The organism is Streptomyces beijiangensis (assembly GCF_017315755.1).
Taxonomy (GTDB): Bacteria; Actinomycetota; Actinomycetes; order Streptomycetales; family Streptomycetaceae; genus Streptomyces; species Streptomyces beijiangensis.
This window is the reverse complement of the sequence record NZ_JAFLRJ010000801.1, coordinates 1-1,446: the sequence shown is the minus strand read 5'-3', so window position 1 is coordinate 1,446 and position 1,446 is coordinate 1. Positions and strand designations below refer to the sequence as shown.

1 pseudogene is annotated in these 1,446 nt (G+C 70.8%); it reads left to right on the top strand.

Annotated features, from left to right (window positions below):
• Positions 1–1,446: pseudogene (gene glgB / locus J0695_RS39180) on the top strand (1,4-alpha-glucan branching enzyme); the annotation flags it as partial.

Sequence of the window (1,446 nt, the reverse complement as noted above, 5' to 3'; positions counted from 1 at the left end):
CGCCACGAGGAGCTCTGGAAGGCGCTCGGCGCGAACCCCATGACCCACCAGTCCGTCGCCGGCACCCGGTTCACCGTCTGGGCCCCCAACGCCCGGGGCGTGCGCATAGCCGGGGACTTCAACTACTGGGACTCCACCGGCTACCCCATGCGCTCCCTCGGCTCCTCCGGCATCTGGGAGCTCTTCCTCCCCTCCGTCGGCGAGGGCGAGCGCTACAAGTTCGACATCACCCGCCCCGACGGCAGCCACACCCAGCGCGCCGACCCGATGGCCCGCCGTGCGGAGGTCCCGCCGGACAACGCCTCGATCGTCACCGAGTCGCACCACATCTGGCAGGACGCCGACTGGCTGGCGCACCGCGCCGACCGCCCGGTCCACGAGGCGCCTTTCTCGGTCTACGAGATCCACCTCCCGTCCTGGCGCCCGGGCCTCACCTACCGCCAGCTGGCGACCCAGCTCCCCTCCTACGTGGCCGATCTGCACTTCACCCACGTCCAGTTGATGCCGGTCGCCGAGCACCCCTTCGGCGGCTCCTGGGGTTACCAGGTCACCGGCTTCTACGCCCCCACCTCCCGGATGGGCACCCCCGACGACTTCCGCTTCCTCGTCGACGCCCTGCACCGCGCGGGCATCGGCGTGCTGATGGACTGGGTTCCCGCACACTTCCCGCGCGACGACTGGGCGCTGGCCGAATTCGACGGCCGCCCGCTGTACGAGCACGAGGACCCGGCCCGCGCGGCCCACCCCGACTGGGGCACCCTCGAATTCGACTACGGCCGCACGGAGGTCCGTAACTTCCTGGTGGCCAACGCCACTTACTGGTGCGAGGAGTTCCACATCGACGGCCTGCGCGTCGACGCGGTCGCCTCCATGCTCTATCTCGACTACTCCCGCGAAGACGGCGAATGGTCCCCCAACGAGCACGGCGGCAGGGAGAACCTGGACGCGGTCGCCTTCCTCCAGGAGATGAACGCCACCGTCTACCGCCGCAACCCCGGTGTGGTCACGATCGCCGAGGAGTCCACGGCCTGGGACGGCGTCACCCGTGCCACCCACCACATCGGCCCCGGCGGCTTCGGCGGCCTCGGCTTCGGGCTCAAATGGAACATGGGCTGGATGCACNNCAGGAGTTCGCGCAGGGAGCGGAGTGGTCGGAGGCGCACGGACCCGACTGGTGGCTCCTCGACCCCTCCTACGCAGCGGAGTCCGACCACCGCGGCGTACGCGACCTGGTCCGCGACCTCAACACCACCTACACCGCCACCCCCGCCCTCTGGCAGCGCGACACCGACCCGGCGGGCTTCGCCTGGGTGGAGGGCGACGCCGCGGAGGACAACGTCTTCGCCTTCCTCCGTTACGACGCCGGCGGCACACCCCTCCTCGCGCTCTCCCACTTCTCCCCGGTGGTACGCCACGAGTACCGCCTGGGCGTCCCCGGCGCCGTCC